Origin of the sequence: Burkholderia sp. BCC1972 (assembly GCF_905339605.1) — a bacterium.
GTDB lineage: Bacteria > Pseudomonadota > Gammaproteobacteria > Burkholderiales > Burkholderiaceae > Burkholderia.
Genome location: NZ_CAJPGH010000005.1, coordinates 160,435 through 184,187, shown reverse-complemented (window position 1 = coordinate 184,187; position 23,753 = coordinate 160,435). Strand labels below are relative to the sequence as shown.

Annotated in this window: 27 protein-coding genes, 1 tRNA gene and 1 riboswitch; of the genes, 14 read left to right on the top strand and 14 right to left on the bottom strand. The window is 66.8% G+C overall.

Annotated features, from left to right (window positions below):
• Positions 1–65 precede the first annotated feature (65 nt).
• From fahA to U5798_RS10280, 5 genes are read right to left on the bottom strand one after another with little or no spacing between them, the layout of a single operon-like run.
• A complete protein-coding gene (fahA, locus tag U5798_RS10300; RefSeq protein WP_322081973.1) occupies positions 66–1,370 on the bottom strand; it encodes a fumarylacetoacetase in 1,305 nt (434 codons plus the stop codon).
• Positions 1,367–2,701 carry a homogentisate 1,2-dioxygenase gene (gene hmgA / locus U5798_RS10295; RefSeq protein ID WP_322081972.1) on the bottom strand — a complete coding sequence of 445 codons (1,335 nt, stop codon included), beginning with the start codon at positions 2,699–2,701 and terminating at the stop codon, positions 1,367–1,369. Before hmgA ends, fahA begins: the two co-directional genes overlap by 4 nt.
• A 15-nt stretch (positions 2,702–2,716) precedes the next feature.
• On the bottom strand, positions 2,717–4,078 hold the full coding sequence (locus tag U5798_RS10290; protein ID WP_124449263.1) for an MFS transporter: 1,362 nt from the start codon (positions 4,076–4,078) through the stop codon (positions 2,717–2,719).
• Complete coding sequence (locus U5798_RS10285; RefSeq protein ID WP_322081971.1) at positions 4,075–4,305, bottom strand: DUF2783 domain-containing protein; 231 nt, start codon at positions 4,303–4,305, stop codon at positions 4,075–4,077. Before U5798_RS10285 ends, U5798_RS10290 begins: the two co-directional genes overlap by 4 nt.
• 28 nt (positions 4,306–4,333) lie before the next feature.
• The gene (locus U5798_RS10280) at positions 4,334–5,995 is read right to left on the bottom strand and encodes an FAD-dependent oxidoreductase (RefSeq protein WP_322081970.1); all 1,662 of its coding nucleotides are present in this window, start codon (positions 5,993–5,995) and stop codon (positions 4,334–4,336) included.
• A gap of 353 nt (positions 5,996–6,348) precedes the next feature.
• Between U5798_RS10280 and U5798_RS10275 the strand changes: the two genes are divergently transcribed.
• On the top strand, positions 6,349–7,152 hold the full coding sequence (locus U5798_RS10275; RefSeq protein ID WP_322081969.1) for an EAL domain-containing protein: 804 nt from the start codon (positions 6,349–6,351) through the stop codon (positions 7,150–7,152).
• A gap of 214 nt (positions 7,153–7,366) precedes the next feature.
• Here the strand turns inward: U5798_RS10275 and U5798_RS10270 are convergent, their stop codons facing one another.
• Positions 7,367–8,158 (bottom strand): IclR family transcriptional regulator, encoded by a 792-nt coding sequence (locus U5798_RS10270; protein WP_322081968.1) that lies wholly within the window; start codon positions 8,156–8,158, stop codon positions 7,367–7,369.
• A gap of 115 nt (positions 8,159–8,273) precedes the next feature.
• Between U5798_RS10270 and U5798_RS10265 the strand changes: the two genes are divergently transcribed.
• Positions 8,274–9,461 (top strand): acyl-CoA dehydrogenase, encoded by a 1,188-nt coding sequence (locus tag U5798_RS10265; RefSeq protein ID WP_124449273.1) that lies wholly within the window; start codon positions 8,274–8,276, stop codon positions 9,459–9,461.
• Positions 9,462–9,584: 123 nt separating this feature from the next.
• Here U5798_RS10265 and U5798_RS10260 read toward each other — a convergent pair whose 3' ends face one another.
• A complete protein-coding gene (locus U5798_RS10260) occupies positions 9,585–10,223 on the bottom strand; it encodes a peroxiredoxin (protein WP_034187217.1) in 639 nt (212 codons plus the stop codon).
• A 317-nt stretch (positions 10,224–10,540) separates the two neighbouring features.
• On the opposite strand from U5798_RS10260, the gene U5798_RS10255 reads away from it, so the two are divergent.
• The 3 genes from U5798_RS10255 (at position 10,541) to U5798_RS10245 (ending at position 11,841) form a co-directional block, all read left to right on the top strand.
• Positions 10,541–10,843 (top strand): DUF883 family protein, encoded by a 303-nt coding sequence (locus U5798_RS10255; protein ID WP_006494044.1) that lies wholly within the window; start codon positions 10,541–10,543, stop codon positions 10,841–10,843.
• Between the two features lie 121 nt (positions 10,844–10,964).
• Complete coding sequence (locus tag U5798_RS10250) at positions 10,965–11,354, top strand: phage holin family protein (protein ID WP_124449275.1); 390 nt, start codon at positions 10,965–10,967, stop codon at positions 11,352–11,354.
• 43 nt (positions 11,355–11,397) lie between these two features.
• Entirely contained in the window at positions 11,398–11,841 is a 444-nt protein-coding gene (locus tag U5798_RS10245) for a DUF3318 domain-containing protein (protein WP_322081967.1), read from the top strand.
• 64 nt (positions 11,842–11,905) lie between these two features.
• On the opposite strand, the gene U5798_RS10240 is transcribed toward U5798_RS10245, so the two are convergent.
• The 7 genes from U5798_RS10240 to glyA all read right to left on the bottom strand — a co-directional run bounded on the left by U5798_RS10240 (position 11,906) and on the right by glyA (position 16,694).
• Entirely contained in the window at positions 11,906–12,352 is a 447-nt protein-coding gene (locus U5798_RS10240) for a type IV pilin protein (RefSeq protein WP_322081966.1), read from the bottom strand.
• Entirely contained in the window at positions 12,349–12,873 is a 525-nt protein-coding gene (locus tag U5798_RS10235) for a hypothetical protein (RefSeq protein WP_322081965.1), read from the bottom strand. The genes U5798_RS10240 and U5798_RS10235 overlap by 4 nt, the downstream gene beginning before the upstream one ends.
• A gap of 140 nt (positions 12,874–13,013) precedes the next feature.
• On the bottom strand, positions 13,014–13,853 hold the full coding sequence (locus U5798_RS10230) for a PilW family protein (protein WP_322081964.1): 840 nt from the start codon (positions 13,851–13,853) through the stop codon (positions 13,014–13,016).
• Positions 13,837–14,238 (bottom strand): hypothetical protein, encoded by a 402-nt coding sequence (locus tag U5798_RS10225; protein WP_322081963.1) that lies wholly within the window; start codon positions 14,236–14,238, stop codon positions 13,837–13,839. Before U5798_RS10225 ends, U5798_RS10230 begins: the two co-directional genes overlap by 17 nt.
• A gap of 5 nt (positions 14,239–14,243) precedes the next feature.
• Positions 14,244–14,807, bottom strand: coding sequence for a GspH/FimT family pseudopilin (locus U5798_RS10220; RefSeq protein ID WP_322081962.1), 564 nt, complete (start codon positions 14,805–14,807; stop codon positions 14,244–14,246).
• A gap of 153 nt (positions 14,808–14,960) precedes the next feature.
• Positions 14,961–15,440 carry a transcriptional regulator NrdR gene (gene nrdR / locus U5798_RS10215; protein WP_006476792.1) on the bottom strand — a complete coding sequence of 160 codons (480 nt, stop codon included), beginning with the start codon at positions 15,438–15,440 and terminating at the stop codon, positions 14,961–14,963.
• A 6-nt stretch (positions 15,441–15,446) separates the two neighbouring features.
• A complete protein-coding gene (glyA, locus tag U5798_RS10210; protein WP_124449287.1) occupies positions 15,447–16,694 on the bottom strand; it encodes a serine hydroxymethyltransferase in 1,248 nt (415 codons plus the stop codon).
• A 137-nt stretch (positions 16,695–16,831) separates the two neighbouring features.
• A riboswitch (ZMP/ZTP riboswitch) is annotated at positions 16,832–16,933 on the bottom strand.
• Between the two features lie 180 nt (positions 16,934–17,113).
• On the opposite strand from glyA, the gene U5798_RS10205 reads away from it, so the two are divergent.
• The 9 genes from U5798_RS10205 (at position 17,114) to U5798_RS10165 (ending at position 23,657) form a co-directional block, all read left to right on the top strand.
• Positions 17,114–17,860, top strand: a complete 747-nt coding sequence (locus U5798_RS10205; RefSeq protein WP_175668721.1) for an SDR family NAD(P)-dependent oxidoreductase — start codon at positions 17,114–17,116, stop codon at positions 17,858–17,860.
• Positions 17,861–17,968: 108 nt separating this feature from the next.
• Positions 17,969–18,454, top strand: coding sequence for a tol-pal system-associated acyl-CoA thioesterase (gene ybgC / locus U5798_RS10200; RefSeq protein ID WP_322081961.1), 486 nt, complete (start codon positions 17,969–17,971; stop codon positions 18,452–18,454).
• A gap of 130 nt (positions 18,455–18,584) precedes the next feature.
• A complete protein-coding gene (tolQ, locus tag U5798_RS10195) occupies positions 18,585–19,262 on the top strand; it encodes a protein TolQ (RefSeq protein ID WP_021157170.1) in 678 nt (225 codons plus the stop codon).
• A gap of 10 nt (positions 19,263–19,272) precedes the next feature.
• Positions 19,273–19,722: a protein TolR gene (tolR, locus tag U5798_RS10190; RefSeq protein WP_124449291.1), complete on the top strand. Its 450-nt coding sequence runs from the start codon at positions 19,273–19,275 to the stop codon at positions 19,720–19,722.
• Positions 19,719–20,768 (top strand): cell envelope integrity protein TolA, encoded by a 1,050-nt coding sequence (tolA, locus tag U5798_RS10185; protein ID WP_322081960.1) that lies wholly within the window; start codon positions 19,719–19,721, stop codon positions 20,766–20,768. Before tolR ends, tolA begins: the two co-directional genes overlap by 4 nt.
• 109 nt (positions 20,769–20,877) lie before the next feature.
• The gene (tolB, locus tag U5798_RS10180; protein ID WP_322081959.1) at positions 20,878–22,173 is read left to right on the top strand and encodes a Tol-Pal system beta propeller repeat protein TolB; all 1,296 of its coding nucleotides are present in this window, start codon (positions 20,878–20,880) and stop codon (positions 22,171–22,173) included.
• Between the two features lie 17 nt (positions 22,174–22,190).
• Positions 22,191–22,703, top strand: a complete 513-nt coding sequence (gene pal / locus U5798_RS10175) for a peptidoglycan-associated lipoprotein Pal (RefSeq protein ID WP_011351072.1) — start codon at positions 22,191–22,193, stop codon at positions 22,701–22,703.
• Between the two features lie 19 nt (positions 22,704–22,722).
• Positions 22,723–23,472, top strand: a complete 750-nt coding sequence (gene ybgF / locus U5798_RS10170) for a tol-pal system protein YbgF (protein WP_124449297.1) — start codon at positions 22,723–22,725, stop codon at positions 23,470–23,472.
• Between the two features lie 108 nt (positions 23,473–23,580).
• Positions 23,581–23,657, top strand: a tRNA-Lys gene (locus tag U5798_RS10165).
• Positions 23,658–23,753: the final 96 nt, after the last annotated feature.

The following is a 23,753-nucleotide window of genomic DNA, read 5'->3' as shown; positions in this document are numbered from 1 at the left end:
AACCACCTCGACGAATCGGCAACGGCCCGCATGACGCGGGCCGTTCAGTCCTGCCGTACTACTCGTTACACCTGCCGCGCCGGCAGGATCTTCCCCGCACACGTGCCGAAGCCGACGCGATAGCCGTCGCCCTGGCACCACCCGGCGAGCGTGAGCTCGTCGCCGTCCTCGATGAACGCACGGCTGCCGCCGCCGTTCAGCGCGACTGGCTCCTTGCCGTTCCACGTCAGTTCGAGCAGGCTGCCGAACGAATCCTTCGTCGGCCCGCTGATCGTGCCCGAACCCATCAGGTCGCCCACGCGCGTGTTGCAGCCCGCGACCGTGTGATGCGCGAGCTGCTGCGCCATCGTCCAGTACATGTGCCTGAAGTTCGTGCGGCAGATCGACGTCGCTTCGGCCGCGCCTTCGGCACGCAGCGTCACTTCGAGCGCGATGTCGAACGCATGCTTGCCGGCGTGCCGCAGATACGCGAGCGGCTGCGGCGACTGCTCGGGCTGCGCGACGCGGAACGGTTCGAGCGCGTCGAGCGTGACGATCCACGGCGAGATCGTCGTCGCGAAGCCCTTCGAATTGAACGGGCCGAGCGGCACGTATTCCCACTGCTGGATGTCGCGCGCGCTCCAGTCGTTCAGCAGCACCATCCCGAAGATATGCGCTTCCGCGTCCTCGCACGCGATCGGCTCGCCGAGCGCGTTGCCCTTCCCGACGATGAAGCCCGTCTCGAGTTCGATGTCGAGCTTGCGGCACGCGCCGAACACGGGACGCTCCTGGTCGGGCAGCTTCAGTTGCCCGTTCGGCCGCCGCACCGGCGTGCCGCTCACGACCACCGACGACGCACGGCCGTTGTAGCCGATCGGCATCTCCGACCAGTTCGGCAACAGCGCGTTCTTCGGATCGCGGAACATCGAGCCGACGTTGGTCGCGTGTTCCTTCGACGAATAGAAATCCGTATAGCCGGGAATCTCGACCGGCAGATGCAGCGTCGCGTCGCGCTGCGCGACGAGCACTTGCGCGCGCAGCGCCGCGTCGTCACGCAGCGTCGCGTTGTCGCGCGAGAACAGGTCGGACAGCTGCACGCGCACGCTGCGCCATGCGTCGCGGCCGAGCGCGATGAACGCATTGAGCGTCGGCGCGGCGAACGCATCGGCGCCGGCCGGCAGCGTCACGAGGCCCGCGCGCGCGAGCGCCGCGAGATCGACGATCTGGTCGCCCAGCGCCACGCCCGCACGATGCGCCGCCTGCTTCGCATCGCTGAAGATCCCGAACGGCAGGTTCTGGATCGGGAAATCGCAGGCGGGCTCGTTCGCGGTGTCGATCCAGCTCTTGCGAGCCGGGTCGAGCGTCGCGCGCCAGTCTTGGGTATCGCTCATCGTTGCTCCGGATTGAAGTGTTTCCTGATGCCTTGCCAGCATTCGAAGTAGTCGGCCTGCAGCTGCGCGGTGTCGAGCGCATAGCGCGTCGGCCGGATCAGCGTGCGGGTCTCGAACATGAACGCCATCGTCGCGTCGACCTTGTGCGGCTTCGTCGTGTCGCTCGCGGACGCCTTCTCGAACGTATCCGCATCGGGCCCGTGGCCCGACATGCAGTTGTGCAGGCTCGCGCCGCCCGGCACGAAGCCTTCGGCCTTCGCGTCGTATGCGCCGTGCACGAGCCCCATGAATTCGCTCGCGACGTTGCGGTGGAACCACGGCGGGCGGAATGTATCCTCGGCCGCGAGCCAGCGCGGCGGGAAGATCACGAAGTCGATCGTGTCGACGCCCGGCGTGTCGCTCTGCGCCTGCAGCACGAGGAAGATCGACGGATCGGGATGGTCGAAGCTGATCGAGCCGATCGTGTTGAACAGGCGCAGGTCGTATTTGTACGGCGCGTAGTTGCCGTGCCACGCGACGACGTCGAGCGGCGAATGGCCGATGTCCGCGCGCCACAGGCGGCCGTTCAGCTTCGCGATCAGTTCGAACGCGCCTTCGCGGTCTTCGTACGCGGCTTGCGGCGTCAGGAAGTCGCGCGGGTTCGCGAGCCCGTTCGAGCCGATCGGGCCGAGATCCGGCAGGCGCAGCTGCGCGCCGAAGTTTTCGCAGAGATAGCCGCGCGCGTCGCCGTCCGGCAGCGTGACGGTAAAGCGCACGCCGCGCGGGATCACCGCGATCTCGAACGGCTCGACGTCGACGCGGCCGAATTCGGTCGCAATGAACAGGCGCCCCTGTTGCGGCACGATCAGCAGTTCGCCGTCCGCGCTGTAGAAGAAGCGGTCCTGCATCGAGCGGTTCGCCGCGTACAGGTGGATCGCGCAGCCGTTCATCGCGGCGGCCGAGCCGTTGCCGGCCATCGTCACGAGCCCGTCGACGAAATCGGTCGGCTCGACCGGCATCGGCAGCGGATCCCAGCGCAGCTGGTTCGGCGGCGTCGGTGGCACGTCGGCCGAATCGCCGAATTCCGACACGAGCCGCTGCGGGCCCGCGTACGGCTCGAACGGCCGGTGCACGGCGGCCGGGCGAATGCGGTACAGCCACGAGCGGCGATTGTGGCCGCGCGGCGCGGTGAACGCAGTGCCCGACAGCTGCTCCGCGTACAGCCCGTACGGCGCACGCTGCGGCGAGTTGCGGCCGTGCGGCAGCGCGCCGGGCAGTGCCTCGGTCGCGAATTCGTTCGCGAAACCGCTCAGGTAGCCGGCGGTTGCCGATTTCGACAGGTCAAGCGTCATCGTTTCCTTTCTCCCTCAATTCATGGCGGCGTTCGGCGCCTGCACGCCGTTGCGCCGCGTCACGCCCGCCAGGCCGAGAACGAACAGCGCCGAGCACAGCACGGGCACCGCGGCCGCGTGGAACAGCGCGCCGTTCGACCAGTTGAGCGCAATCAGTTGTCCGCCGACGAGCGGTCCGAGTACCGAGCCGATCCGGCCGATGCCGAGGCTCCAGCCGATGCCCGTCGAGCGCAGCGACGTCGGGTAATACTGGCCCGCGAGCGCGTTCACGGCCGGCTGCCCGCCGACCACGCAGAACCCGCCCGCGAACACGACGACCAGCAGCCACGGCAGCGCATGCGCGACCGAGCCGATCAGCCCCACCGACACGGCCGCGCACGCGAAGCACACGAACAGCACGCGCACGAAGCCGTAACGTTCGATGAACCAGCCGAGCGACAGCGTGCCGATCACGCCGCCCGTCTGCAGCACCGTGCCGACGATCACTGCCGTGCCCGGCGAATAGCCGGCGTCGCGCATCACGGTCGGCAGCCAGTTCGACAGGAAATACAGATCGATCAGGTTCATGAAGCTGATCGCCCACAGCAGCAGCGTGACCGGCAGGCGGCCATGGCTGAACAGTTCGGCGACCGGCGCACCGCTCGCGGCACGCTCGCGCACGACGATGCGCGTGTTCGCATCGATACCGGCCTGCGGCGCGAATCGCGCGAGCCAGTCGCGCGCCTGCGCGACGCGGCCTTTCAGCACCAGGAACTGCAGCGACTCCGGCAGCCGCGCGAGCATCGCGATCGTCAGTACGAGCGGCACCGCGCCGCCGACGAAGAACACCGAACGCCAGCCGAATGCGGGAATCAGCGCGGCGCTGATGAAGCCGCCGAGCGCCGCGCCGAGCGTGAAGCCGCACGACACGATCATCATCCGCTTCACGCGATGCGCGGCCGGGCTGAACTCGCCGACCAGCGCCATCGCGTTCGGCATGATGCAGCCGAGGCCGAGGCCCGTGACGAAGCGCAGCGCCATCAGCACGGGAATCGAACCGGCGAACGGCGTCGCGAGCATCGTCACCGCGAAGAACAGCGTCGAGCCGATCAGCACCGGGCGCCGCCCGATCCGGTCGGCCAGCACCGACAGCCCGAGCGCGCCGAGCAGCATCCCGAACAGGCTCGCGCTGAACACGGGCCCAAGCGCCTGCTTCGGCACGCCCCATTCGGCGATCACGCTCGGCGCGACGTAGCCCATCGCCTGCGCGTCGAACCCGTCGATCACGAGGCACAGCCCGCACAGCATCAGCAGCATCCAGTGAAAGCCCGGGCGATGGGTCTCGTCGATCACGCGCTCGACCTCGAGCACGCGTGCGTCGGCCGGCGCCGCGCTCATTGCGCCACCTCGGCGGCCGGATGCGCGTGCGGCGTCACGCCCTGGCGCGCGAGCGCCATCGCTTCGCGCAGCACGTCGGCGTCGCCGACCTGGTTCGCGAGCAGCAGGATCAGCTTCGCGTTGACGAGCTGGCTGTCGCTGTCGGACAGGTCGCGATGCATGTCGATCAGCGCTTCGTAGAACGCGTCGGGGTCGGCCAGGCGCGGGCGGGTATCGAGTGCGGGCATGACGGTGTCTCCGTTGTCTTTATCGTATTCAGCGTGCGCAGGTCGCGCGCGCCAGTGCGTCGGCGATCGCCTGGCGGTCGAGCGTGCGCATGCGCGCGCAGACGTGCTGGTCGGGGCGCAGCAGGTAGAACGTGCCCGGCTGCGCGTCGTAGCGTTGCGTGGCAAAACCGTCGACGTCCTCCACGACGTCGACGCCGGCCACCGGCTGCGCATGGCCGGCCGGCACGACGAGCACCGGACGCACCGGCAGCGCGAGGCCGTCGACGGCCCCGGCGAGCGCGGCCGCATCGCCCGGCAAGCCGAACAGCACGCCGGTGAAGCCGCCGCGCAGATGCCGCAGCAGCCAGCCCGACGCACCCTGCACGCGCACCGGCGCATCGGCCGCCGCCGCGCCCGGCCGCATCGCGCAGGCAAATGCGTCGCCGTTGCGATCGGGCGTGTTCAGCGGCGAATCGGCCAGTTCCGCCGGCACCGACAGGCGGCCGCTGTTCACGAGCTTGCGCGCGAACTCGCAGTCGCGCGCGAGCTTCAGCGTCGCGTCGCGGAACACGCGCGACACCGCGCTCTTCGGCGTGATGAAGTCGGTCGAGCGCGTCGAGTTGCGGATGTTCTCGTCGGCCGCGAATTCGCGCTCGCTCGCATACGTGTCGAGCAGGCGGTCGTCCGAGCGGCCGTCGAGCATGAGCTTCAGCTTCCATGCGAGGTTGTCCGCGTCCTGCACGCCGCTGTTCGCGCCGCGCGCGCCGAACGGCGACACGCCGTGCGCGGAATCGCCCGCGAACAGCACGCGGCCGTGGCGGAACGTGTCCATCCGCTGGCAGCGGAACGTATAGACGCTCACCCATTCGAGCTCGAACTCGACGTCCGGCCCGAGCAGCGCGCGCACGCGCGGGATCACGCGCTCCGGCTGCTTCTCGGCGACGGGGTCGGCGTCCCAGCCGAGCTGGAAGTCGATGCGCCATACGTTATCGGGCTGGCGATGCAGCAGCACCGACTGGTTGCGATGGAACGGCGGATCGAACCAGAACCAGCGCTCGGTCGGAAACTCCGCCTTCATCTTCACGTCGGCGATCAGGAAGCGGTCCTTGAACGTGCGGCCGTGGCTTTCGAGGCCCATCATCGTGCGCATCGGGCTGCGCGAGCCGTCGGCCGCGATCACGTACCGCGCGTGCAGCGTCGCGATCCCGTCCGGCGTCTCGATCGTCAGCACCGCGTGTTCGGCCGACTGCTCGATGCCCGTCACCTTGTGCTTCCAGCGAATGTCGATGTTCGGCAGCTCGAACGCACGGTCGGCCAGATAGCCTTCGACGTAGTACTGCTGCAGGTTGATGAACGCGGGGCGCGCGTGCCCTTCCTCGGGCAGCAGGTCGAACGCGTACAGCTGCTCGTCCTGCAGGAACACCTTGCCGACGTGCCAGCTCACGCCCTTGTCGACGAAGCGCTCGCCGCAGCCGAGCCGGTCGAAGATCTCGAGCGTGCGTTTCGCGAAGCAGATCGCGCGCGAACCGGTCGACAGCGTGTCGTCGTCGTCGAGCAGCACGACGGGCACGCCCTGCTGCGCGAGGTCGATCGCGGCCGCGAGGCCCACCGGGCCCGCACCGACGACGATGACCGGGTGGACGGCCGCGTCATGCGCGCGAGCGCGGTACTCGAACTTCAGCGTCTGGTAATCGATGCTCATGGTCGCCATCCGCTCCTCAACCCTGCCGCGCGCGCACCGGCGCGCCCGTCGTGCCTTTCGTCTCCTGCCGGCGCGCCTGCCCGGCTGTCCTGTCAACCGCCACGTCTCGCTCCTTGCTTCCTGTTGATTCGTGAACGGCGCCGTCTCGCGGCGCCCGCATGCCGCATTTCTTGATCGGCGACAAATTCTTGGATTTACGAATAGTAAAACCAATTACGAATAGTGAAATCAACGTAAACCCTAGGCGAACCTATCCGGACGGGATAACCATATGAGCGAAACGCCAAGCCGAGCTTGGCGCGCGCTGCTAATATCGAGATACGAGGCGGCCCGTTCGGCCGCCGTTTTTCCTTCTTACGCCGATGATTCCGCCCACCATTCCCGAGCTGGTCACCCGTGCCGGGCAACTGCCGTATCTGCGGGATCACCTCGCGCTGGCCGAAGGCGGCACCGCGAGCGCGAATCTGCCCGAGCGCACGCTCGGCAGCGCCTACGAACCGATCTACGACGTGACGATGCCCGGCGCGCCGCAATCGACGTCATTTGCCGACGCGATCGAGCGCTACGGCGACGAGCTCGGCTTCCAGGCCGTCACGGTCGTCACGGGCGCGCCGCACGATCCGGTCGACTCGGCCGTCGACGACCAGACGCTGGTCGCGATCGACCGCCTGTCGCGCGCGCTGCATGCGATCAACTTTTTCGGCGCGCAGCGCCACGGGCTGCTGTTCCTGCGCGTGCATGAACGGCTGCTGAAGAGCGTGAAGTACGACCACGGCAAGCATTTCTCGTCGGTGCTGCAGCGCTTCGGGCTGCCGCCCGAGCGGGTCGTGATCGAGCTGCCGGCGGTCGCGGTCGCGCACAAGACCTTCCTCGGCTACCTGACGCGCAGCTACCAGCATCACGGCTTCAAGGTCGCGGACAAGCTGCCCGACCCGGGCCGCATCCTCGCGGTCGAATCGGACATGGCGCGGCCCGACTTCATCAAGATGGATGCAGGGATCGCGTTGCGCGACGGGATGGTCAAGGCGCTCGTCGCCTATGCGCAGCGCGTGCGGATTCCGCTGATCTTCGACGGCGTCGTCGACGAGACGCAGTGCGAGCTGCTGCGCCAGCACGACGTGCGGTTCATGCAGGGCCCCGTGTTTGCGAAGGTCGTGACGGCCTGAGCGGAGGGCGTGACCGGCACGCGCGATGTGCCGGTTGCGAGCGTTGGGCGACGCGCCGTTCGCGGAATCCGTTCGGCTTGCGTCATCCGTGCCCGATGCCGGCCGGTTCGTGACTGGATGTCTTGCATGGCCGGCGCAACCGGAAGGCGCCGCCGCCCTCCGCGGTTCCCGCCGACACCGGCGACGACGGCATGGCCGTCGCGCACCGCATGGCTCAGGCCGTCTGCCCGAGCCGTTGCGCGAGCCCTTTCAGCTTCGGCCCGATCTGCGTCCGGAACACGTCCTCGTCCATCGACGACGCGGGACCGCTGCAGCTCAGGATCAGCCAGCGTCCCTCGCGCGGCTCGCGAAACGGCACGGCCGCCGCGTTCACGTCCATGTGCCACGCGCGGAACGAATAGCAGCACCCGCCTGCCGAGAACTCGGCCACCGCATGCTGCGCGGCGGCGACGAGCGCATCGGCGTCCGCCGCGCCGCCTGCCGCGCGATGCAGTTCCGTATAGAGCGTGCGGCGCACATCCTCCGGCTGCACGGCCAGGTACGCACGCCCCATCGAGCTCGTCAGCATCGACAGCCGCGAACCGGGCGCGAGCCCGAGCGTCAGCGCCGTCTCGCTGCGGATCGTCTCCAGGTAGATCATGTCGAGTCCGTCCCGGCAGCCCAGCGACACGGCCGCGCCGATCTCGCGCGCGAGCGCCTGCATGTGCGGCCGCGCGAGATCGATCGTCCCCGAACCCGACAGCAGCGCGTAGCCGAGCGACAGCACGCCGGCGTCGAGCGCATACTTTCCGAGCGTCTCGTCGTAGCGCAGGTAACCGAGCACGGTCAGCGTATAGGCGAGCCGGTTCACGGTCGCCTTCGGCAGCCCCGTGCGCTCCGCGAAGTCGCGGTTGCCGAGCATCGTCTCGCCGGGCCGGAAGGCGCGCAGCAGGTCGAGCCCGCGCGCGAGCGCGACGACGAACTTGCGCTCGTCGATCGTGGTTTCGTCGATGGTTGAAAGTGTCATCTGGTGCTACACTGAGTTCAATTTGCAAAACATTGTTCCGCACAGCGGAACTACAGTCAAGCGAACTTTTGGCATGGGGCCCGGCTGGAAGACCGGACCAACTGGAGATGAGACGATGACCGCTGCAACTTTTCATTGGGACGATCCGCTGCTGCTCGACCAGCAACTGACTGAAGAAGAGCGGATGGTGCGCGATGCCGCGCAGGCGTACGCACAGGACAAGCTCGCGCCGCGCGTCACCGAAGCGTTCCGCCACGAGCGCACCGACGCCGCCATCTTCCGCGAGATGGGCGAAGTCGGCCTGCTCGGCCCGACGATTCCCGAGGAATACGGCGGCCCCGGCCTCAATTACGTGAGCTACGGGCTGATCGCGCGCGAAGTCGAGCGCGTCGATTCGGGCTACCGGTCGATGATGTCCGTGCAGTCGTCGCTCGTGATGGTGCCGATCTTCGAATTCGGCTCCGACGCGCAGAAGCAGAAATACCTGCCGAAGCTCGCGACGGGCGAATGGATCGGCTGCTTCGGGCTGACCGAGCCGAACCACGGCTCCGATCCGGGCAGCATGGTCACGCGCGCGAAGAAGGTGCCCGGCGGCTACTCGCTGTCCGGCGCGAAGATGTGGATCACGAACTCGCCGATCGCCGACGTGTTCGTCGTGTGGGCGAAGCTCGAAGAGAACGGCAAGGACGCGATCCGCGGCTTCATCCTGGAGAAAGGCTGGAAGGGCCTGTCGGCGCCGGCGATCCACGGCAAGGTCGGGCTGCGCGCGTCGATCACCGGCGAGATCGTCCTCGACGAAGTGTTCGTGCCGGAAGAGAACCTGATGCCGAACGTGAGCGGCCTGCGCGGCCCGTTCACGTGCCTGAACTCGGCGCGCTACGGGATCGCATGGGGCGCGCTCGGCGCGGCCGAGTCCTGCTGGCACACCTCGCGCCAGTACGTGCTCGACCGCCAGCAGTTCGGCCGGCCGCTCGCCGCGAACCAGCTGATCCAGAAGAAGCTCGCCGACATGCAGACCGAAATCACGCTCGGCCTGCAAGGCGTACTGCGCCTCGGCCGGATGAAGGACGAAGGCACGGCGGCCGTCGAGATCACGTCGATCATGAAGCGCAACTCGTGCGGCAAGGCGCTCGACATCGCGCGCCTCGCGCGCGACATGCTCGGCGGCAACGGCATCTCCGACGAATTCGGCGTCGCGCGCCACCTCGTGAACCTCGAAGTGGTCAACACGTACGAAGGCACGCACGACATCCACGCGCTGATCCTCGGCCGCGCGCAGACGGGCATCCAGGCATTCTTCTGAACATCCGGACGTGACGCACGCGGCCGCGATGCCGCGTGGCGCAGCGCCAAGCAAACGGCCCGCCCGGCATCACTGCCGGGCGGGCCGTTGTTCATCGGAACCGCGGTTCCGGGCCGCCGCTGCTTACTTGTTCGGCTGCGGCGTCAGGCGCAGATACGGACGCACTGCGTTGAAGCCCTTCGGGAAGCGCTTCTTCAGCTCTTCCGGATCCTGCAGCGACGGCACGATCACGACGTCGTCGCCGTCCTTCCAGTTGCCGGGCGTCGCGACCTTGTAGTTGTCGGTCAGCTGCAGCGAGTCGATCACGCGCAGCACTTCGTCGAAATTGCGCCCCGTGCTGGCCGGATAGGTGATCGTGAGCCGCACCTTCTTGTTCGGGTCGATCACGAACAGCGAGCGCACCGTCAGCGTTTCGTTCGCGTTCGGGTGGATCATGTCGTACAGCTGCGAAACCTTGCGGTCCGCATCGGCGATGATCGGGAAGCCGACGACCGTCGATTGCGTTTCGTTGATGTCGTTGATCCAGCCCTTGTGCGATTCGACGCCGTCGACCGACAGCGCGATCACCTTCACGTTGCGTTTCTCGAATTCGCCCTTCAGCTTCGAGGTCAGCCCGAGTTCCGTCGTGCACACCGGCGTGTAGTCGGCCGGATGGGAGAACAGGACGCCCCAGCTGTTGCCGAGCCAGTCGTGAAACTTGATGGTGCCCAGGCTCGATTCCTGCTCGAAATCCGGTGCGATGTCGCCAAGACGCAGACTCATGATGTTCCCTCCTCGAACGATGCTGGTTGAAACCGCGCGCTGGACAGCGCGGGACAGTCCATCAGCTTACGGGAAGCAATGGGCCGTGCGAACGATTATTCCGTTTGATATTCATACTTTTTTGTCATTTTTACCCGGCGCCGGGACGGGACGGACGGCCACGAGGGAAACTTTTCAATCCTTTGCCGCTCTGTTCATGATTACAAGTCGTTTACCATGCAGTCTTGCACTGCCGCCGTGTGTGTTCCCGGCTCGCCAGCAGGCAGGGGTTTCGCTACGATGTGAACCTGCAGCATGACAGCACGAAGGGAGTTGCAATGTCGGAAATCAACAAGGAGAAACTGATGTCGGATATCAAAACCGTTCTCTCGGACGCCGAAGACCTGCTCAAGCAAGCAGCGAGCAGCACGGGCGACCGTGCGGCCGAGCTGCGCGAGAAGGCGATGTCGCGCCTGAAGCAGGCCAAGGAAAAGGCTGCCGACGTCCAGGTCGTGGTGGTCGAGAAAGGCAAGAAGGCCGCACGCGCGACCGACGATTACGTGCACGAGCACCCGTGGACGTCGATCGGCGTGGCCGCCGGCGTCGGCGTGCTGATCGGCCTGCTGATCAACCGCAAGTAACGCGCTCTGCGCCGTTTCGTCCCGCGGGCCGCGTCGCGCGGCCCGCGGGCGTCGAAGCCAGCCGGCGGTTTCCGCCGGCCGGCTTTGTCCTAGCTGCTCACTGCGCGCACGCACCTCATCCATGACGACAGACACCACCTCGCAGCCGTCCGGCCAAGGACCGCTGCGCCGCCTCGTCGGCTCCGCGATCGGGCTTCTGCAGACACGCCTCGAACTGGTAGGCATCGAGCTTGCCGAGGAGAAGGAGCGCCTGATGGGCGTGCTGTTCCTCGGGCTCGCCGCGATGATGCTCGCGACGATGGCACTCATCAGCCTGACCGTGCTCGTCGCGATCGCGTTCTGGGATACCTATCGCTGGCAGTCGCTCGCGGTAATCACCGCGCTGTATGCCGCCGCCGGCATCGTGTGCGCGCTGAAAGCCCGCTCGGGCCTGCGCGACGCACCGACCGTATTCGAGGCGACGCTCGCCGAACTCGAGAAGGACCGCGAACTGTTCCGCGGCAAGCCGTGATCGCCATCGCGTTCACCCCTCCCACCTACTTCGTCGACGCGCCATGAGCCAGAACGTTACGGGCAATTCATCCCGCTCCCATTCGTCGCGATCGAACTGGAGCGCATCGCAGCATCGCGCGCTCCGCAAGGAACTGCTGATCCTGCGATCCGAAGTCGAGCGGCTCGAGCTCGCGGAAGCCGCCGGCGAGATGCGCCAGGCCGTCACGCGCTTCAGCTGGCTCAAGGTTTTCATCCCCGGCCTTTCCACCAACAAGTTCAGCCAGTCCGCCAGGAACCTGAACGCGAGCCTCGGCAATCTCGTCAACCAGTACCCGATGCTGAGTTCGCTCGCGTCGCTCGTGCTGGCGAAACCCGTTCGCTCGCTGCTGCGCGCGAGCGCGGGCCCCGCGCTGAAATGGGGCACGCTCGGCTTCGCCGCATGGGAGGTCTACCGGATCTGGAAACAATCCCGCGACGAGCGCGGGCTCGACCCGCACGACGACTGACCGCCGACCTCCCACGCGCACGGCCATGCGCCGTTGCGCGCCTTTTTTGCAGACGCTTGCAAACTCAACGCGCGCCCCAGCAGGCCGTGCCCGGTTCGTCGGTGCCATCGCGCCGCACATTGCCTTTCGTCCCGCCGGAATCCAGCGTGAAGGACCCGCATGGATCGTCGTGCATCGGGCCCGTATCGAGCGGGCTTGCGTCCAGTTCGTAGCTCACCGGCGAATCGTCGCCACCCGGCCGCCGCAGCGTCAGGCGATAGACGGCACGCCCGTCCGGCGGCGCCCGCACGAGCGCGTCCGGCAACGCCGAAGGCAACGAACCATCCAGCGTTTCGAGATACTGGGCCGCGCGATACAGCGCGGACACCGCCGACGCGCGATGAACGCGCGCGACATGCTCGCGATACGACGGGATGCCCCATCCGGCCAGCACCGCGACGATCGCGAGCACGACCATCAACTCGATCAGCGTGAATCCCGTCGATCGGAATACGGAAGGACGGCCGTTCACCGGAGCACCGCCGCAACGCGACGCCAGCGCAGCACGACGATATGCTCGTCGCGTATCGCGACCTGGTGCTGCAGCCAGACTGCACTCGATGCATGCGCACCGACGCCACGCGCGGTGACGAGGTAAGCATGGCTACCGGGCGACCCTGCCCCGCGCCACGCCTCGATCAGGCATCGCGGCGGCTGCGCGGCCATCGGCCATCCGGCGAACGGCGTGAATGCTTCGGCGGCCGCCAGCGGCGGCATGCGCCGCCAGGTGGCGGGCTCCACGTACGATTCACGCTCGCTCACATAGGGCGCCGCGCCGCGGAGCAATCGCGCGGTGCATGCCGCCAGCGCGGCATCGGCTGCGTGGAATGCGATCAGCCGATCGGACAGTGCTCGCGTGCGACGCGATTCCGTCAGCGCGGCTTCGAACCACGTGCCTGTCAGCGCTGCAACGGCCGCACCGACCGCGATGACTGCCGGCAATGCGAGCCCTGCGTCGCGACGCCAGGCGCGGCATGCCGACCGGAAGCGCATACGCGGTTCGCACGGGTTCGTCGCCAGGGCGCTCGTGCACGCAGCCTGTTGCGGATCGTCGCCGCTCGCGGCGATGGGCCCGTGCGCGTTGCCTGCTGCAACCCGTTGCGATCTCGTCCACACGGACCGACCTGCCCCGCTCATCGCCACACCTCGCGTGTACGCGCTGCATCAGGCGACGTAGCGTCGAAGCCGGGCGCTGAATTTCTCAACGCGATGATGCGATCGAGCGTCAAACGTGCACGTCCGTCTTGTGCAACGGCGGCAAGACCGTTGCAGTCGACATGGCTGGACGGCTCGCGCATCGGTTCGCCGCGCGCCCGCACGCAGACATGCACGGCCACGACATCGCGCCAGTCTTCGACACGCATCGCATCGGCGTCGACAAATTGCGCGCCGCCGCGACGCAAATAGCGCACGCGCAACTGATCGATGTCCGATACGACGGGCTGCGGCGTGCCCGGACGGCCGCTCCCTTCGCAATACAGCTCGGGCTCCCCCGTCGACGGACTGACATGCGCATCGAAGCGGTTCTCCACCAACGGCCGCTCGCCAGGCGCGCCGACACCTTGCCCGAGGCAATCCGACGCCTGGCCGCTCACCGTCGACCACGTCGACACCGCATCACCGACATACCGGACCAGTAGCGCATCCGACGCAGCGCGCACCGACTCGCACCGCACCTGTGCGCCATCGCCCCGCACGCGCGCCGTCGAACAGCCGAACACCGGCGGCAACGATGACGCGCCTTCCATATCGAGCGGCCGGAACCCCGCCATCTGGATCTGCTGGCCGACCAACATCAGCGCGGTGCCTGCCGCATCGCGCATCCGGAATGCATCTTCCGCACGCCGTTGCGCAATGCGCTGCGCGTGATAGAGCGCGCCTGCCGCTGCGAGCACGAGGAGACCGACGGTCATCGCAATCAGCACCTCGAGCAGCGTGTGTGCACGCATACGACGATCAGCGTGCATCGGCATCGGTCTCCCGAAACGGAATCCGGACGCACGTGGGCGGCTGCCCCGATACACCCGCGGCTTCGCATCGCGGCGACGCAGCCGCGTTGCCGCTACGCCAGCCGACGACCGCATAGCGGACGCCGCCCGGCCCGTCGTAGAGCGTCATCGCACCGCCGGGCAGCGACGCAGCCGCCAGCGCCGCAAGGCCATCGTCTGTCCCGGCACCTGCGTACAGGCGCTCGATACGCGCGTCGGCCAGCCACAGCGCACGCTCGCGCCAGATCGTCGCCCGCTGGGCGCGCGCCATCGCGAGCTGGCTGCCGGCCACGGCCAGCATCACGGTCGCGAGCAGCGCGATGGCCAGCGTCGCCTCGATCAGCGACGTGCCGCGCATGGCGTTGCGCATCGCGATCACGCCGAGCCGCAGCGGCCGGCGACCACCCGCGCCCGGCCGCCCGCCGCAATCCTCACGCAACGCGACACGCGTGCGTCTTCCGCGTCGGACACGCCGCGCCGCGGACGCAATTCGAACCGCCGGATTCCGCCGATCGCCTGGCCGGCCGGCGGCGCAAAAGCCAGATCGTGCGCGGCGCCCGCGACGGCCACTTCGGCATCGCGCGGATAGCGTCGCAGTACGCGCGATTGCCCGTCGACCTGCCCGCTGACGATCCAGTCGCACGACCATTCGGCCGCATCGCACCGCTCGCCGGCACGCAGACAGGTGCCGCCGTTCCCGGCCCGGCACAGCGTGACACGCGTGCCAAGACGCGTCGCCTCGGTACGCGCAAACGAAAGCGCGCCGAGCAACGCACGCGAGCGTGCATCCACACGCTCACGCATGCGCCACTGGTCGAACGCGGGCGCCGCGTAGAGCGCGAGCCCGGCCGCCAGCGCGAGCGCAACCATCAGCTCGACGAGCGTGAACCCGCCCGAGCCTGCCAATGGATTTTTCAAAGGTTGAGCGCGCAGCCCCATCGCCATCGTCCTCCACCAGAGTGAGGAGACGACTGTAGCGATGCGTGCGGACTCGCGCCATTTGCCGAACGGCCGACTGGCGACATCCGGTCGCGACCGACACAATCGGCGCGAACTGAACCAACGGAGAAGACGATGAACGAACGCAGCGCGTCAGCGCTTACGCGGAGTCTTGGCGGGAGAGGCGCGACGGAACTCTTCGATCACGTCGGCAAATTCGGAAACGTCCTCGAACCGGCGATACACCGATGCGAAGCGCACATAAGCGATCGTATCGAGGCCGCGCAACTCGTTCATCACGAGTTCGCCGAGCTTCTCGCTACGCACTTCACGCTCGCCTGTCGCGAGCAGTTGATATTCGATGCGGGCGACCGCCGCGTCGATCGCGTCGGCAGCAACCGGCCGCTTGCGCAGCGCGAGTTGCATGCTGGCGACGATCTTGCGACGGTCGAATTCCGTGCGGCTGCCGTCCTTCTTCACGACGAACGGCAGGGACAGCTCGACCCGCTCGTACGTCGTGAAGCGCTTGTCGCAAGCCGAACAGCGACGGCGCCGGCGAATCGCGGCGCCATCTTCGGACACGCGCGAGTCTACGACCTGCGTGTCGTCATGCCGGCAGAACGGGCAGCGCATCGGCGATCAGCGATAGACCGGGAAACGCTTGGTCAGCTCGGCGACCTGCGCACGCACGCGCTCGATCGTCGCGGCATCTTCCGGGTTCTCCAGCACGTCGGCGATCAGGTTGCCCACCTGCTCCGCTTCCGCCGGGCCGAACCCGCGCGTCGTCATCGCCGGCGAACCCAGGCGCACGCCGCTCGTCACGAACGGCTTTTCCGGATCGTTCGGGATCGCGTTCTTGTTCACCGTGATGTGTGCCGCACCGAGTGCTGCTTCCGCTGCCTTGCCCGTGATGTTCTTCGCGCGCAGGTCCACCAGCATCACGTGGCTTTCCGTACGGCCCGACACGATCCGCAGGCCGCGCTTCACCAGCGTTTCAGCCAGCACGCGTGCGTTTTCGACCACCTTTTCCTGGTACGACTTGAACTCCGGCGACAGCGCTTCCTTGAACGCCACCGCCTTCGCCGCGATCACGTGCATCAGCGGGCCGCCCTGGATCCCCGGGAAGATCGCCGAGTTGATCGGCTTCTCGTACTCCGCCTTCATCAGGATCACGCCGCCGCGCGGGCCGCGCAGGCTCTTGTGCGTCGTCGTCGTCACGAAATCCGCGTGCGGCACCGGGTTCGGGTACACGCCGGCCGCGATCAGGCCCGCGTAGTGCGCCATGTCGACCATCAGGTACGCGCCCACCGACTTCGCGATCTTCGCGAGGCGCTCGAAATCGATCTTCAGCGAGAACGCCGACGCGCCCGCGACGATCAGCTTCGGCTTGTGTTCCTGCGCAAGCTTCTCGGCCGCTTCGTAGTCGATGTCTTCGTTTTCGTTCAGGCCGTAGCTCACGACGTTGAACCACTTGCCCGACATGTTGACCGGCGAGCCGTGCGTCAGGTGACCACCGTGCGCGAGGCTCATGCCCATGATCGTGTCGCCCGGCTTGAGCATCGCGAAGAACACGCCCTGGTTCGCCTGCGAACCCGAGTTCGGCTGCACGTTCGCGGCTTCCGCGCCGAACAGCTGCTTCACGCGGTCGATCGCGAGCTGCTCGACCACGTCGACGTACTCGCAGCCGCCGTAGTAGCGCTTGCCCGGATAACCTTCCGCGTACTTGTTCGTGAGCTGCGAGCCTTGGGCGGCCATTACGGCCGGGCTCGTGTAGTTTTCCGACGCGATCAGCTCGATGTGATCTTCCTGGCGGCGGTTTTCCTGCTCGATCGCTGCAAAGACTTCGGGATCGACGTTCGCGATGGTGCTTTGGGCTCTGTCAAACATACGGTTTCCGTTAAGTGTGTACAGGTTGACCGGAGTGGCCGAGTACGGTGCGCTGCTGGCGGGACCAGCTCGACGTGGCGGAAGAATCCGAATGACGCGAGGCAGGACAGCCACCGGCGATGCACGCGACGGCGCACAACGGCTGCCCAGGCGAACGGCAAAAACGGCGCCCCGCGCTTCACGGTGGGATGCTCCACCTTGAACCCGAACGGGTTCTATCGCCAGTCACGCAGGGGTGATGAGCGCGTTAGTGTATTGGATGCGTCATGAATAGGCAACCGCACGGCAGTGCGCCGGATGCAATTGGGGCCAGACTCTACGTGCCCGTGCCGAAACGCTTTGCCGCCTTGCCGCGGTGCGGCAATCTCAGTAGGCTTGCGGGATACTACCCGCTATTTTGTCATCGACCAGGAGCAGCAATGATCGTGTTCGTCACAGGCGCGTCCGCCGGCTTCGGCGCCGCCATCGCCCGAGCCTTCGTCAAGGGCGGCCATCGCGTCGTCGCAACCGCGCGCCGCAAGGACCGTCTCGACGCGCTCGCCGCCGAACTCGGCGACGCCCTTCTGCCGTTCGAACTCGACGTGCGCGACCGCGCGGCCGTCGAGGCCGTGCCGGCCGCCCTCCCCGCCGAATTCGCGGCGCTCGACGTGCTCGTCAACAACGCCGGCCTCGCGCTCGGGGTCGAACCGGCCCACAAGGCGAGCCTCGACGAGTGGCAAACCATGATCGACACGAACTGCTCGGGCCTCGTGACCGTCACGCACGCATTGCTGCCCGGCATGATCGCGCGCGGTCGCGGCCATATCTTCAATCTGGGCTCGGTGGCCGGCACCTATCCGTATCCGGGCGGGAACGTATACGGCGCGACCAAGGCTTTCGTCAGACAATTCAGCCTGAACCTGCGCGCCGACCTGATCGGCACGCCGTTGCGCGTAACCGACATCGAGCCGGGCCTGTGCGGTGGTACCGAGTTCTCGAACGTCCGCTTCCGCGGCGACGATGCAAAGGCGGCGAACGTCTACCAGAACGTCCAGCCGCTCACGGCCGAGGACATCGCGGACACGATCTACTGGATCGCCACGCGCCCCGCGCACGTCAACATCAATACGATCGAAATGATGCCGGTCGCGCAAGCCCCGGCCGGCCTCACGATCCATCGCGGCTGACGCACAGCCCGCAGCCGCGGGCCCGCCTCCGGCCGGCCCGCGGTGTGCTACGGCATACTACATTCCGTTACGAATCGGTTACGAATCGGCTTCCTGCCTTCCGGTAGAATGCGCGCCATGACTCAGCCTACCCGCTCCCCGGAAGCGCCTTCCGGCTTCACCTGGCCGGTGCGTGTGTACTACGAGGATACCGACGCAGGCGGCATCGTCTTCTATGCCAACTACCTGAAGTACTTCGAGCGCGCCCGCACCGAGTGGTTACGCGCGTGCGGTATCGACCAGCGTCAGCTCGCCGACGATACCGGCGCGATCTTCATCGTCCGCAGTACGTCGCTCGACTACCGCGCGCCGGCGCGACTCGACGACACGCTGACGATCACGAGCCGGCCCGGACGCATCGGCCGCGCCTCGGTGGAATTCACGCAGGAAGCCTGGTGTGGCAACACGCTGCTCGTAGCCGGGCACATTCGCCTCGGCTGCGTCGACCGTAACGGTATCCGGCCCGCGGCCATCCCGCCGGCCGTGCTCGACGCGCTGCAACGCGGGCCCGTCATCGACGCCGGGCACACTCCAGTGTCAACGAAGCGCGCATGAGCGCCGTTTAGTCAAAGCCTATGAACTTGCCGTTCTGATTCGATACTAAGCAAGGTTCGGCGTCAGGCATGGCCGGCGCGCCGCGCCGCACGCATACCGGGCGCCCCGAAGGGCCGTTACTCAAACCTCTATGAACACTTCTCAAGACCTGTCGATCATTTCCCTCGTCCTCAACGCGAGCGTGCTGGCCCAGGCCGTGATGGGACTGCTGCTGTTGCTGTCGCTGATGTCGTGGACCTTCATCTTCCGCAAGTGGTTCGCGATCCGCCGCGCGCGCGCGCAGACCGAACGCTTCGAGAAGGATTTCTGGTCGGGCGGCGACCTGCAGGCGCTGTACCAGAGCGCGGCCAACAATCGCCACACGATCGGCGCGCTCGAGCGGATCTTCGAATCGGGGATGCGCGAATTCCTGAAGGCGAAGGAAAAGCGCATCAGCGATCCGGGCCTCGTGCTCGACGGTGCCCGCCGCGCGATGCGTGCGTCGTTCCAGCGCGAGATGGACGTGCTCGAAGCGAACCTCGCCTTCCTCGCGTCGGTCGGCTCGGTCAGCCCGTACATCGGCCTGTTCGGCACGGTCTGGGGGATCATGAACTCGTTCCGCGGGCTCGCGAACGTGCAGCAGGCCACGCTCGCGAACGTCGCGCCGGGCATCGCCGAGGCGCTCGTCGCCACCGCGATCGGCCTGTTCGCCGCGATTCCGGCGGTGGTCGCGTACAACCGCTACGCGCACGACATCGACCGCCTCGCGATCCGCTTCGAGACCTTCATCGAAGAGTTCTCGAACATCCTGCAGCGTCAGGCCCAGTAAGGAGCGCGCCATGGCAGGAAGTCCCATCCGATCCAGCATGCGCGGCGGCCGCTCGCGCCGTGCGATGGCCGACATCAACGTCGTGCCGTACATCGACGTGATGCTGGTGCTGCTCGTGATCTTCATGGTCACCGCACCGCTCGTCGCCCCGTCGATCATCAACCTGCCGACCGTCGGCAATGCCGCGCCGCAGGAGCAGACGCCGCCCGTCGTCGTCAACATCAAGGCCGACCGCACGATGAGCGTCAAGTACAAGGGCGACTCGGGCTCGACCCAGGAAGACACGATGACGAAGGCCGAGCTCGACAGCTTCATCTCGGCCCGGCAGGCCGATCACCCTGACCAGCCGGTCGTGATCGCAGCCGACAAGACCGTGCAGTACGATGCCGTCATGACCGTGATGTCGGATCTGAAGGCGCGCGGCGTCAAGCGCGTCGGCCTCCTCGTCAAATCGCAATGAACCGGCAGCAATCCACGCGCAGCTCCGCCTACCCGCCTCAGCCTCCCCGCGAGCGCGGCACCTGGCGCGCGTTCGCGCTCGCCGCGCTGATGCACGTGCTGCTCGCGCTGTTCCTCTATCACGGCGTGCAGTGGCAGAACAGCACGCCGGCCGGCGCCGAAGCCGAGCTGTGGACCGAGGTGCCCGACGTCGCCGCGCCGCGGCCCGTCGTGACGCCGCCCGCGAAGGTCGCGCCGCCCGCTCCCCCGGTGCGCGACGAGCAGGCCGACATCGCGCTGCAGCAGAAGAAGCGCCAGCAGGAAGCGGCCGCGCGCGAAGCGCTGCTCGATCAGCAACGCCGCGCGCAGCAACTGAAAGCCCGGGAGGAAGACGAAGCCCGGCGCGCGCAGCTCGCGGCCCAGCAGGCCGCCGCCCTCGCCGCGCAGAAGGCCGCGGAGCGCGACAGGCAGAAGCAGGCCGACAAGCTCAAGCAACAGCAGCTCGCCGAGCAGCAGAAGCTCGAACAGCAGAAACTCCAGCAGCAGAAGCAGGCGCAGCTCGAAGCGCAGCAGGCGGCGAAGGCAAAAGCCGACGCGGCCGCGAAGGCCAAGGCGGAAGCGCAGGCCAAGGCGAAGGCCGAAGCCACGGCGCGCGCGAAGGCCAGCGCGGCGGCGAACGCAAAGCTCGACCGCGAGCGCAACGCGCGTCTCGCACAGATGCAGGGCCTGTCCGGCGCCGGTGAAGGCGGCGGCGAAGGCCTCGCGAAAAGCGGCACGGGCACGGGTTCCGGCGGCAATGCCGCGACGCCCGGCTATGCCGACAAGGTGCGCCGCCGCGTCAAACCGAACATCGTTTGGGGCGGCGAGCGAGCAGGCCTGACCACCGTCGTCAAGATTCGGTGCACGCCGTCCGGTGACGTATTGAGCGCATCGGTCTCCCGCTCGAGCGGGAATTCGGGGTGGGATCAAGCCGTGGTGAATGCGATCCACGCATCGGTCCCGTTGCCGCCCGATTCTAACGGTCGTACCCCGTCGGACATTACGATTACCTTCAAGGCAGCGGAGTGAGCGGAAATGCGCTTACACTCCCGGCGTCGCTGTCAGACGGGAACGAATCGGGTATTTTTACTGTCTCTGCGGTTGCGCAGCGATCCAAGCCATACGGGAAGCAAGAAGCATGAGTTTGATGACAAAGCTAGGTTTCAGGGCACTCGTGGCCTCGTGTCTGATTACGGCGGGCAGCGCCGCTAACGCCCAGGTCAACGTGCTGATCACCGGTGTCGGGTCGACCCAGTTCCCCATTGCCACGGCGAATTTCGCGAACGAGGCGGGCCTGCCGCAGCAGGTCACGTCGATCGTCCGTGCCGACCTCGCCCGCAGCGGCAAATTCACCAACGTCGACGCAGGCAGCACGCCCGTGCCCGAGACCGCGTCGGTCGATCTCGGCGCATGGAAGGCCAAGGGCGCGAATGCGTTCGTCGCCGGCAGCGTGAACCGCGAAGCGAACGGCCAGTACAAGGTCAACTTCATCCTGTACGACACCGTGAAGCAGCAAAGCCTCGGCGGCCTGTCGCTGACGGCCACCGATACCACGCTGCGCACGGCCGGCCACAAGATCGCCGATTACATCTACCAGAAGCTGCTCGGCGTGCGCGGCGTGTTCGCCACGCGCCTGTCGTACGTGATCAAGACCGGTAACCGCTACCAGCTGCAGATCTCGGATTCGGACGGCCAGAACGCGCGCATCGCGCTGTCGAGCACCGAACCGATCATCTCGCCGTCGTGGTCGCCGAGCGGCACGAAGGTCGCGTACGTTTCGTTCGAGCGCAAGAAGCCGATCGTCTACATCCACGACCTGCCGACCGGCCGCCGCTACATCGTCTCCGACCAGAAGGGCAACAACAGTGCACCGGCCTGGTCGCCGGACAGCAACACGCTCGCCGTTGCGCTGTCGCTGACGGGCAATACGCAAATTTATACGGTCAACTCGACGGGCGGCGGCCTGCGCCGCCTCACGCAGAGCAGCTCGATCGACACCGAGCCGTTCTACTCGCCGGACGGCCGCTGGATCTACTTCACGAGCGATCGCGGCGGTGCGCCGCAGATCTACCGGATGCCCGCACAGGGTGAAAGCGCCGGTGCCGCGCAGCGCGTGACCTTCACCGGCAGCTACAACACGAGTCCGCGTATCAGCCCGGACGGCAAGCTGCTCGCTTACATCTCCCGCACGGGTGGGGGCTTCAAGCTGTACGTTCAGGATCTGCAATCCGGCGCGGCGAACGCCGTCACGAATACCAGTCACGACGAATCGCCGAGCTTCGCGGCAAACGGCCAGTACCTTCTGTACGCTACCCAGTCGGGTGGGCGCAATGTCCTGGCTGCAGTGCCCTCCGACGGCAGCGCGCCGCCGCAAATCCTGTCCGTCCAGGGCGGCTCCGTTCGCGAGCCGTCGTGGGGGCCCTTCATGCAATGACCACAAGGAGAGTAACCATGATGTCGAATAAAGCTCGTCTGGCCCTGGCCGTGATGATGATCAGCGCGCTCGCCGCATGTAAGTCGGGCGTGAAGCTCGACGACAAGGCGAACAACGCGGGCGCAGTCAGCACGCAGCCGAGCGCCGACAACGTCGCGCAAGTGAACGTCGATCCGCTGAACGACCCGAACAGCCCGCTCGCGAAGCGCAGCATCTACTTCGACTTCGACAGCTATTCGGTGAAGGACGAGTACCAGCCGCTGATGCAGCAGCACGCTCAGTACCTGAAGAGCCACCCGCAGCGTCACGTGCTGATCCAGGGCAACACCGACGAACGCGGCACGAGCGAGTACAACCTCGCGCTGGGCCAGAAGCGTGCGGAAGCCGTCCGTCGTGCGATGGCACTGCTCGGCGTGAACGATTCGCAAATGGAAGCCGTGAGCCTCGGCAAGGAAAAGCCGCAGGCAGCAGGTCACGACGAAGCATCGTGGGCGCAGAACCGTCGCGCCGACCTCGTCTACCAACAGTAAGTAACGGAAGAATCGCCGTATGACGCACCGTGTAACCTGGCTGCGTGCAGCCGCAGCTCTCTGCGTCGCCGGCGCGGCGTGGTCGGCCGCGCCGGCGCACGCCGGCGTGTTCGACGACAACGAAGCGCGCCGCGCCGTGCTCGATCTGCGCAGCAAAACCGACAACCTGGCGAGCCAGTTGTCGGCCGCCCAGCGTACGATCCTCGATCAATCCGGCCGTCTCGACCAGCTGAACCAGCAGGTCGCGACGCTGCGCGGCGAAAACGAGGATCTGACGAACCGGCTGACGACGCTCGAGCGGCAGCAGAAGGAGTACTACCAGGATCTCGACACGCGGCTCAAGAAGTTCGAGCCGCAGCAGACGACGATCGATGGTGTCGAAGGCACCGTGCAGCCGGGTGAAACGGATGCGCTCAGCGCGGCGCAGCAGCAGTTCCGCAACGGCAACTTCAAGGCGGCCGCGGCTTCGTTCCGCGCGTTCATCGCGAAGTATCCGCAGAGCCCTTACCAGCCGACCGCGCAGTACTGGTACGGCAATGCGCAATACGCGCTGCGCGACTACCGCGGCTCGACCGCGACGTGGCAAGGGATCGTCAGCAAGTTCCCGCAGCATCCGCGCGCGGCCGATGCCCTCGTGGCGATCGGAACGAACCAGCTCGAACAAGGCCAGAAGGCGGCCGCGAAGAAGACGTTCGAGCAGGTCGTGTCGCAGTACGCCGGATCGAACGCGGCGCAGACGGCGCAGGGCAAGCTCGAAACGATCAAATAATTATCGCGGCGGGCTGTTGACACCCTGACAACCCGTCGCTATAATCTTTTGCTCTTTGGGTCGCTTCCAAAGTTGTTGAAGCAACAACCCAACAGGTTTCAAGAACGTGGGGTGGTAACTCAGTTGGTTAGAGTATCTGACTTTTAATCAGAGAGTCGAGGGTTCGAGTCCCTCCCACCCTACCAACTATCTTTGATAGTGCAAATTAAAGCCTCCCAAGCGGAGGCTTTTTTGCGTCTGTCTTCTGGCCGTTCGAACCTGGATGCATCGACGATGCGCGC